Origin of the sequence: Sulfitobacter sp. HI0040 (genome assembly GCF_001634885.1) — a bacterium.
Classification (GTDB): Bacteria; Pseudomonadota; Alphaproteobacteria; order Rhodobacterales; family Rhodobacteraceae; genus Sulfitobacter.
The window spans coordinates 1-8,898 of record NZ_LWEX01000115.1 but is presented as its reverse complement, the minus strand read 5'-3'; the positions used below and the strand labels follow the sequence as shown (position 1 = coordinate 8,898).

Annotated in this window: 10 protein-coding genes; 7 read left to right on the top strand and 3 right to left on the bottom strand. The window is 62.4% G+C overall.

Features of this window, described 5'->3' with window-relative positions; all coding sequences use genetic code 11:
• Positions 1-576, top strand: a 576-nt coding sequence (locus A3728_RS08660) for an ACT domain-containing protein (protein WP_150120699.1), incomplete at its 5' end; no start/stop codon positions are given.
• 24 nt (positions 577-600) lie between these two features.
• Here the strand turns inward: A3728_RS08660 and A3728_RS08655 are convergent.
• Entirely contained in the window at positions 601-1,977 is a 1,377-nt protein-coding gene (locus A3728_RS08655) for a PAS domain S-box protein (RefSeq protein ID WP_067922244.1), read from the bottom strand.
• A 294-nt stretch (positions 1,978-2,271) separates the two neighbouring features.
• On the opposite strand from A3728_RS08655, the gene murJ reads away from it, so the two are divergent.
• On the top strand, positions 2,272-3,816 hold the full coding sequence (murJ, locus tag A3728_RS08650; RefSeq protein WP_067922241.1) for a murein biosynthesis integral membrane protein MurJ: 1,545 nt from the start codon (positions 2,272-2,274) through the stop codon (positions 3,814-3,816).
• Positions 3,817-3,828: 12 nt separating this feature from the next.
• Here murJ and A3728_RS08645 read toward each other — a convergent pair whose 3' ends face one another.
• Positions 3,829-4,515: a rhomboid family intramembrane serine protease gene (locus tag A3728_RS08645; protein WP_067922247.1), complete on the bottom strand. Its 687-nt coding sequence runs from the start codon at positions 4,513-4,515 to the stop codon at positions 3,829-3,831.
• A gap of 73 nt (positions 4,516-4,588) precedes the next feature.
• Here A3728_RS08645 and trpS point away from each other — a divergent pair, with 73 nt between their 5' ends.
• From trpS to A3728_RS08620, 5 genes are all read left to right on the top strand, one after another.
• Positions 4,589-5,614: a tryptophan--tRNA ligase gene (trpS, locus tag A3728_RS08640; protein ID WP_067922238.1), complete on the top strand. Its 1,026-nt coding sequence runs from the start codon at positions 4,589-4,591 to the stop codon at positions 5,612-5,614.
• Positions 5,615-5,723: 109 nt separating this feature from the next.
• Positions 5,724-6,200: a VOC family protein gene (locus tag A3728_RS08635; RefSeq protein ID WP_067922235.1), complete on the top strand. Its 477-nt coding sequence runs from the start codon at positions 5,724-5,726 to the stop codon at positions 6,198-6,200.
• 84 nt (positions 6,201-6,284) lie between these two features.
• Positions 6,285-7,391: a class II histone deacetylase gene (locus A3728_RS08630; protein WP_067922232.1), complete on the top strand. Its 1,107-nt coding sequence runs from the start codon at positions 6,285-6,287 to the stop codon at positions 7,389-7,391.
• An 8-nt stretch (positions 7,392-7,399) separates the two neighbouring features.
• On the top strand, positions 7,400-7,978 hold the full coding sequence (locus tag A3728_RS08625; protein ID WP_067922229.1) for a nitroreductase family protein: 579 nt from the start codon (positions 7,400-7,402) through the stop codon (positions 7,976-7,978).
• Complete coding sequence (locus A3728_RS08620; RefSeq protein ID WP_067922227.1) at positions 7,963-8,670, top strand: EI24 domain-containing protein; 708 nt, start codon at positions 7,963-7,965, stop codon at positions 8,668-8,670. The genes A3728_RS08625 and A3728_RS08620 overlap by 16 nt, the downstream gene beginning before the upstream one ends.
• On the opposite strand, the gene A3728_RS08615 is transcribed toward A3728_RS08620, so the two are convergent.
• Positions 8,630-8,898, bottom strand: a 269-nt coding sequence (locus tag A3728_RS08615) for a DUF1467 family protein (RefSeq protein ID WP_067922222.1), incomplete at its 5' end; no start/stop codon positions are given. The genes A3728_RS08620 and A3728_RS08615 overlap by 41 nt on opposite strands.

The window sequence follows — 8,898 nt, the reverse complement described above, 5'->3', positions numbered from 1 at the left end:
GCCACCCGCGCCAGTTTCGTGCTGGCGGATCACCCGGGCATCTTTGCCCGGCTGGCGGGGGCGCTGGCACTGGTGGGGGCGAACGTGGTCGATGCCCGCAGCTACACCACCAGCGACGGCTATGTCACCGATGCCTTCTGGGTACAGGACGCGGACGGAAACGCATTTGAACACGCGCGCCTGCCGCGGCTGCGCCAGATGATCGAACGCACCCTGCGCGGCGAAGTCGTCGCCCGGGAGGCACTGAAATCGAAGGACAAGGTCAAGAAACGGGAACGCGCCTTCCGGGTGCCCACTCATATCACTTTCGATAACGAAGGGTCAGAGATTTACACGATCATCGAAGTCGACACGCGTGACCGGCCCGGATTGCTCTATGATCTGGCGCGTACGCTGGCGGCATCCAACGTCTATATCGCCAATGCGGTCATCGCGACCTATGGCGAGCAGGTGGTGGATACCTTCTACGTCAAGGACATGTTCGGCCTGAAATACTATACCGAAAGCAAACAGAAGGTGCTGGAAAAGCGCCTGCGCGACGCCATTGCCGAGGGAGTCGAACGGGCGGAGCACTGACTCCGCCCAGCCCGTCACATCACGTCAATGCGTGACCTGGACGTAGCTTTGGGGAATGACGATCTGCCAATGCACACCGTCGTCGTTCAGTTCGTATCCCGCCTGCGCTTTCAGCATGGTCGGCGCCATCGAAGTCAGCACAGTCTTGCCGAAACCGCCTTTTTCGCGGTTCGCCGGGTCGGTCCTGCTGTTTTCCTTCCAACTCAGTTCCAGCCCGGCCGCACTGTGGGACCAATTGATGTCGATCACACCGGCTTCCTGCAGCAACACACCGTATTTCGCCGAATTGGTTGCCAGTTCGTGGATGGCCATCCCGACGACCTGCACCGCATCCGGGTCCAGTACTACGTCCAGCCCCTGATGTCGCACCAGCGCGGTTTCCCGGGGAACGAAGGGGGCAAGCTGCGATTCCAGCAGGCGCGCCAGCGGCACCGGGGACCATTCCCCCGACACCAGCAGATTGGTGGAGGTGCCAAGCGACATGATGCGCGCGCCGAAGACCTTGTTGAATTCTTCAAGCGAGGTCGCCGAACGGGCGGTCTGCCGATGAATGGCGCTCACCACGGAAAGCATGTTCTTCGCGCGATGGATGACTTCATGTGCGATCGTGTCCCGGGCCTTTTCGGCCTGCCGGACCTCTGTGATGTCACGATGTATGTTCGAGATTGAAACGATATCACCGTCGGCCCCACGGATCGGGGCGCAACTGATCCAAACCAGACGCTCTTCGCCATTCTTGTCAACGCGGGTGGCTTCGAAGTTGGTCAACTTGCCGGCGATGATCTCGTCCCGATATTGCTCAATGGTCTTGGGCCAGTCGGCGGGGTAAAGCATCTCCAGCGACTGGCCGATCGCCTCCTCGGCGGTATAGCCGTAGAGGCGTTCCGCGGACCGGTTCCAGGTGATGATCTTGCCATCGAGGTCGTAGGTCAGCACGGCATCGTTCGTCGTCGCCACGAGCGCGGACAGGAATTCTGACTGGGCGTGAGCATCCGTCACATCGCTTTGGGATATGCGCCGTACAGTGACGTTACGGTGCGAGACGACCAGAAACCTGTCATCCGAATTGATCAACCGAAAGGCGTTCATCTCGAACCAGCGTTTCACGTCCGGGCTGTCGCAGGGATATTCACACTGGAAGGGCTCCCCGGTTTTGAGAACGGAGCGCAAACCTTCATGCACCATGCTCGCCTCGGTGCTAGAAGGACCGTTTGCGGAACTGCAGATGTCAAAGTAGTTCAACCCATGGTAATAGTCCGCATCCCCGGCATTCGTATCCGAAAAGGCGTTCCATGCCATGTTGGTGGCGACGATATGGCCCTTATCGTCAAGAACGACAACCTCGTCGGTCATCGCATTGATGAAGGAAAGAGCGGATACCCCTTCAAAAGTCTTCTGCATCTACTGGTCCCTTGCTACCAGAGCCGTCAACTTCGCAATTTTCCAGATTTTCTGCAACAATTTCGCGGTTTCTCGCATCAGGCGTGGTAAGTCTTGGCCGTTCTGTCAGATCGTTCTTCGGGCCTAAAGGTCTGCTGCTAATCTGCTTTAACTTTCCTGCGATTGCCCGCACGCTCCGCGATGTCCCTGATATATTTCGGCCTTTTCCCTCGATTGTGCCCGGCACTATGCTCCATTGCGCCGCCCTTGCCCTGCAGGTAATGAAGCCGGAACACCAGTTCGGAATGAGTGATCATGCAGCCCATTCGCCTCATGTCGGGGTTCTTCACCGTCGGAATCTGGACGCTGCTCAGCAGATTGCTCGGTTTCGTGAGAGAAATACTGATCCTGTCCCTCATCGGTCCGGGGCCAGTGATGGACGCTTTTGTCGCGGCGTTCCGGCTGCCGAACATGTTCCGCCGCTTCTTTGCCGAAGGCGCGTTCAACGCGGCCTTCGTTCCGATGTTTGCCAAACGGCTGGAAGGCGGCGAAGAGGCTGCGGTCTTCGCGCGCGATGCGTTCAACGGGCTCGCGCTCGCGGTGACGGCGCTGACCGCGCTTGGCATGATCTTCATGCCCGGCCTTGTCTGGCTGACGGCCGAAGGTTTTACCGAAGACGCGCGTTTCGGCATGACCGTGGACTACGGGCGCATTGTGTTTCCCTACATCCTGTTCATGTCCCTTTCGGCCCTCTTTTCGGGGATCCTGAACGCCACGGGGCGCTTTGCGGCGGCGGCGGCGGCGCCGGTGCTGCTCAATATTTTCGTCATTGCCGCCATGACGATTGCGGCGCTGACGGGGGGCAGAGTGATCGAATGGCTGATCTGGTCGATCCCGATTGCCGGCATCGCGCAGCTTACGCTTACGTGGCGGGCGGCAGCGGCGGCAGGCTTCGCACTGCGTCCGTCGCGCCCGCGCTGGACGCCCGACATGAAGGCGATGATCGTCGTCGCCCTGCCCGCGGCGCTGGCCTCCGGCGTGATGCAGGTGAACCTTGTGGTGGGTCAGGTGGTCGCCAGCCAATACGACAAGGCCGTGTCATGGCTTTTTGCGGCGGACCGGCTTTACCAGTTGCCGCTGGGAGTGGTGGGCATCGCCGTCGGCGTCGTGCTGCTCCCCGATCTTTCGCGCCGGTTGCGCGCAGGCGATACACCGGGGGCGCAAAGCGCGCTCAGCCGGGCCGCAGAGGTTTCGCTGGCCCTGACGATCCCCTCGGCGGTGGCGCTGATGGTGGTCCCTTTTGCGCTGGTCAGCGTCCTTTACGAACGGGGCGCATCCTCGGTTGACGACACGGCTGCCATCGCGACGGCGGTCATGATCTATGCGCTTGGCCTGCCGTCCTTCGTTCTTCAGAAGATACTGCAGCCGATCTATTTTGCGCGCGAAGATACCCGGCGTCCGTTCTATTTCGCGGTGGCGGCCATGGTCATCAACGCGGCGCTGGCAATCGGTCTTGCCCCCTTCGTCGGCTGGATCGCACCCGCGATCGCCACGACAGCGGCGGGCTGGGCGATGTTCGCCATGCTTGCCATCGGGGCGCGCAGCTTCGGCGCCGAGGTGGCACGGTTCGATGCGCGGTTCCATCAGCGCATCTGGCGGATCATGTTGGCGTCCGTGGCGATGGGCGGGGCGCTCTGGCTCGGCAATGCCGCCCTGCAGCCTTTTCTGGGGCTGGATTGGTGGCGCGGGCTGGCGCTGCTGGCGCTCATCCTGATCGGCGCGGTCAGCTACTTCGGCGTGGGCCAGCTGATCGGGGCCTTCCGGTTGTCGGATTTTCGCCGCAGCCTGCGCAGAGGTTAGGCGGGGTTCTGACTAGCGCCGCTGTACCAGCGCCCGCAGCTTGTCCCATTCACCGGGGGCCAGCACGAAGCTGAGGCCGAAGCCGGTGAAGAAGCCGAAAAGCTCCGCCAGCCAGAGCGTGCCGGTTTCGAAAAGCATACCCCAGATCAGTTGCAGCCCCATCAGGACAGCGATGAGCGAAAACGCGCGGTACTGGCCCGGTCCGGACCCTTCCAACCGGCGCCAGAGAACAAAGGAATAGCCCCCGATCAACCCGTAGACCCCCGGATAGGCCCCGGACAGCCATGTGGGATCGTCGAGCACGACAGCATAAGCCGCGGCCCCCAGAATGGCGGAGCCGAAGAACATCACGGTAAAAGCCCACTGGCCCATCGCTTCGCTCACCAGTTTGCCCAGCGCCAGAAGCAGGACGATGCCGAAAAGAGCATGGCTGAAGCCGAGATGGATGAACGGATAGGTGACCAGCCGCAGCAGTTGATCGGGCGGATAGCGCCCATTGGCCACCATCCAGTCGAAGATATCCCCCGAAAACCCGTAGTCACGGATCAGCCCCAGCCGCCAGCCCACCGCGCCCGGGCCACCCAGCAGACCCGCCTCCCCCAGTGAAAGCACGGCCTCTATCCCCGCGACCGACAGGAAAACGGCCACTACTGCGGGCGGCAACGGGTTTACCGGCGCTTCGAACTCGGGGTCTGACATGGGCGCTCCTTGACGGGGTTCGCGGCCATGAGTAAGCCGGGCGAGCAGCCAGATCCAGCCCAGAGGTGCGCCCATGTCGCAAACACAGTTCACCCCGCGCGTCTTTTCCGGCATCCAGCCATCGGGCGGCCTGACGCTGGGGAACTATCTGGGCGCGATCAAGCGGTTCGTGGACATGCAGGACGCGGGCGGGTTCGAAACGATCTATTGCATGGTCGACCTTCATGCGATCACCGTCTGGCAGGAGCCGGAGGCGCTGCGGCGCAACACCCGCGAACTGGCGGCGGGGTTCATCGCCTCGGGCATCGACCCGGCGAAATCGATCCTCATCAACCAGAGCCAGGTGCCGGAACACGCGCAACTTGGCTGGATTTTCAACTGCGTGGCCCGCATGGGCTGGATGAGCCGGATGACCCAGTTCAAGGACAAGGCGGGCAAGAACGCGGAAAAGGCGTCGCTTGGCCTCTTTGGCTATCCTGCGCTTATGGCGGCTGACATCCTTGTCTATCACGCGACCCATGTGCCGGTGGGCGAGGATCAGAAACAACATCTGGAACTGACCCGCGACATCGCGGCGAAGTTCAATCACGACTACGGGGTCGATTTCTTCCCCCTGACAGAGCCCGTGATCGAAGGCGCGGCCACCCGGGTCATGTCCCTGCGGGATGGATCGAAGAAGATGTCGAAATCCGATCCGTCGGACGCCAGCCGCATCAACATGACCGACGATGCCGACGCCATCGCCAAGAAGATCCGCAAGGCCAAGACCGACCCGGATGCGCTGCCCTCGGAAGCCGCCGGTCTGGAGGATCGCCCGGAGGCCCGGAACCTCGTCAATATCTTCGCCGCCCTTTCCGATCTTTCGGTCGACGACGTTCTGGCCGAAATGGGCGGCCAGCAGTTCGGCAGCTTCAAGCCGATGCTGGCGGAACTGGCGGTCGAAAAGCTCTCTCCCATCTCGGCGGAAATGGCGCGGCTGATGGACGACCCGGCAGAGATCGACCGCATCCTTGCCCGGGGTGCCGCACAAGCGCGGGAGATCACGGCACCGATCCTCAAGAAGACCTACGAGATCGTCGGCATGGTCGGATCCGACTGACCGCGGAAGGGTCTGTCTCTCCTCGCGCAGAGGATCTGTGCGCGACGGTCTATGGCAAGACAGGCTCTCAAAGCCTATAGTCATGGCAGATAGCGCAGAGGAACACGCCATGTCAGTACAGCACCCCTCCGTCGGTCATGTTCACCTCAAGGTCGCGGATCTCGACCGGGCGATCGCCTTCTACCGCGACATACTGGGCTTTGAGCTGAACCAGAAATTCGGGGAAAAGGCGGCTTTTCTCGGTGCGGGTGGTTACCACCACCATATCGGCCTGAATGTCTGGGAAAGCGCAGGCGGCACGCCGCCCCCGCCGGGGCATACCGGATTGTACCACGCGGCCTTTCTCTACCCCGACCGCGCCGCGCTTGCATCGGTATTCCGAAAGGTGGTCGAGGCGGGGATCACGCTTGACGGTGCTGCCGATCATGGTGTGAGCGAAGCGATCTATCTGCGCGATCCCGACGGCAACGGTGTGGAACTCTACCGCGACCGCCCGGCAGAGGAATGGCCGCGCGATAATCAGGGCAATCTCAACATGAACAACGCCCCGCTCGATCTGGAAGCCCTGCTCGCCGAAGCGCGCTGAGGGGGCGCCAGCGCTGTTTCCGCCCATGGACATCCGCGCGGGGCTGCGCCAGTTTCGGCGCAGTTACCGCAAAGGGAGCCTGCCATGACCACCGCCTTCTATTGGGATGAACGCTGCTTCTGGCACGCCGGGGGAAACTACAGTTTCACCCTTCCCATCGGGGGCCTTGTCCAGCCGCTGGCGGCGGGCGGGCTGCCCGAGAACCCGGAGACGAAGCGGCGGCTGAAAAACCTGATGGACGTGACGGGCCTCATCCGAGAGCTGGACGTCCGGACCGCCGAACCAGTCACGCGGGAGACGTTGGAGCGAGTGCATCCCGCCCATTACCTTGATGAATTCAAGCGGCTCTCCGACGCGGGCGGGGGCGAGTTGGGCCGCCGGACGCCTTTCGCACAAGGCGGATACGAGATTACGGCGCTGTCCGCCGGGCTGGCCGTCGCTGCCGTCGATGCCGTGGCGCGCGGCGAGGTCCGCAACGCCTATGCGCTGAGCCGTCCGCCCGGTCACCACTGTCTGCCCGACTTTCCGAACGGCTTCTGCCTGCTGGCCAACATCGCCATCGCCATCGAAGCGGCGAAAGCCGCGGGGCTGGTAAAGCGCGTGGCCGTGCTCGACTGGGATGTGCATCACGGCAATGGCACGGAAGCGATATTCTACGACCGCGACGATGTGCTGACGATATCGCTCCACCAGGAAGGCAATTATCCCCTCGATACAGGGGGGCTGGACGATCGCGGCAGCGGGGCGGGCGAAGGGTATAATATCAACCTGCCTTTACATGCCGGATCGGGGCACACCGCCTATCTTCATGCGCTCGACCGGGTGGCGATACCCGCCATCCGCGATTTCGCCCCCGACATGATCATCGTCGCCTGTGGTTACGACGCCTCTATGGTGGATCCGCTGGCGCGGATGCAGGCGACGGCAGAAACCTTTGCAGAGATGACAAAGCGCATGATGACGCTGGCTGCCGAAGTCTGCGAAGACCGCCTCGTGCTCGTGCATGAAGGCGGCTATTCAGAGGTCTATGTGCCCTTCTGCGGTCATGCCACCATCGCCGCACTCGCCGGTAGCAGCATTGCCGCGCCCGATCCGCTGGCGGAGTCCTTCAGGATCCGGCAGCCCTCCCCGCCCTTCGACGATTTCCTGCGCAAGTCCATCGACCGTATGGCAGAACACCTCGGAATGTGAGCCGCACCATGCCCGATCCAAACCACGACGCTTTGCATTTTCTCAATACCCGCCGCTCCCGCCCTGCCAAGACCCTTGGCCTGCCGGTGCCCACGCGTGACGCGCTCATCCCGCTGCTGCGCGCGGCCGCCCGCACCCCCGATCACGGCAAACTGGAGCCGTGGCGCTTCATTGTTGTCGATGCGGACGCGATGCCGCGCCTTGCGGAGACTGCCGGCCGTCTCGGGCTGGCCCGGGGCCACGACCCCGAAACGATAGAGAAAGGCCGCAGCCAGTTCGATCAGGGCAACCTCGCGGTCGCGGTCATCGAGGTACATCGTCCGTCGGACAAGATCCCCGCCTTGGAACAGACCTATTCCGCCGGCGCCGTCTGCCTGGCCCTGCTGAACGCCGCGCTTGCGTCGGGCTGGGGGGCCAACTGGCTGACCGGCTGGCCCGCCCACGATCGCGACTTCATGCGCGATGCGCTGGGGCTTGAGGATCACGAACGTATCGCGGGCTTCGTTCATATCGGCACCGAACGTTCCGCCCCACCAGAACGGCCACGTCCTGACATCGAAAGCATTACCACATGGCTTTCCCGCTGATCTTCCGTTCATTCTATCTCGCACTCGGCCAGTTGGCGGACCCGTCCTTCAGGCGCGTCTTCTTTCTTGGGATCATATCTGCCCTGCTGCTTCTGATCGGCTTCACCGCCGGTTTCGCCGTCTTCATCGACTGGCTCACCGGAGAGGAGAACTGGGTCCCCCTGCTGGGCGAAGTCACATGGCTTGACGATCTGTTCAGCTGGGGCGCGGTATTGCTGCTTGCGGTTCTTTCCGTCTTCCTGATGGTGCCCGTGGCCTCCGCCATCACGTCCATGTTTCTGGACGACGTGGCCGAGGCCGTGGAGCGTACGCATTATCCGGCCCTTCCGCCCGCGGCGGGGGCGTCCATCGGGGATTCGATCCGCGATACGATCAATTTTCTGGGTGTATTGATCGCCGCCAACCTCTTTGCGCTGGCTCTCTATGTCTTTTTCGCCCCTTTCGCGCCGTTCATCTTCTGGGCGCTCAACGGCTTTCTGTTGGGGCGTGAATATTACACAATGGCGGCCATGCGCCGTGTGGGGCGGGCGGGCGCGCGCCAGTTGCGACGGCGGCATATGACCACGATCTGGGCCGCAGGCGTGCTGATGGCCGTTCCGCTTTCAATACCGCTGCTGAACCTGCTGATCCCGATTCTGGGGGCGGCGACCTTTACCCACCTGTTCCACGTGCTGCCACACCCGAAGGATTGAGCCAACCTTCGAGATCGTCAACGCTGATCCATCCCGAAAGGATGATGCCCGCGATGACGATCCAAAGCACGATGGCTATGGCTGTCGTCCACAGTGCCTTCCGTTTCAGGTGATGCTGTTCCGGCGCGCCCGAATGGGTCCCGGGAATGATCTTTCCCGCATCGCCCTGCGTCTGCACCCGGATCGGCAGCGCGATGAGGAAGACCATCGACCAGATGACAGCGAAAA

Excerpts from the sequence above, each read along its gene's own strand:
- A3728_RS08655 (WP_067922244.1), bottom strand. The coding sequence starts at position 1,977 with ATGCAGAAGACTTTTGAAGGGGTATCCGCTCTTTCCTTCATCAATGCG.
- murJ (WP_067922241.1), top strand. The coding sequence starts at position 2,272 with ATGCAGCCCATTCGCCTCATGTCGGGGTTCTTCACCGTCGGAATCTGG.
- A3728_RS08645 (WP_067922247.1), bottom strand. The coding sequence starts at position 4,515 with ATGTCAGACCCCGAGTTCGAAGCGCCGGTAAACCCGTTGCCGCCCGCA.
- trpS (WP_067922238.1), top strand. The coding sequence starts at position 4,589 with ATGTCGCAAACACAGTTCACCCCGCGCGTCTTTTCCGGCATCCAGCCA.
- A3728_RS08635 (WP_067922235.1), top strand. The coding sequence starts at position 5,724 with ATGTCAGTACAGCACCCCTCCGTCGGTCATGTTCACCTCAAGGTCGCG.
- A3728_RS08630 (WP_067922232.1), top strand. The coding sequence starts at position 6,285 with ATGACCACCGCCTTCTATTGGGATGAACGCTGCTTCTGGCACGCCGGG.
- A3728_RS08625 (WP_067922229.1), top strand. The coding sequence starts at position 7,400 with ATGCCCGATCCAAACCACGACGCTTTGCATTTTCTCAATACCCGCCGC.
- A3728_RS08620 (WP_067922227.1), top strand. The coding sequence starts at position 7,963 with ATGGCTTTCCCGCTGATCTTCCGTTCATTCTATCTCGCACTCGGCCAG.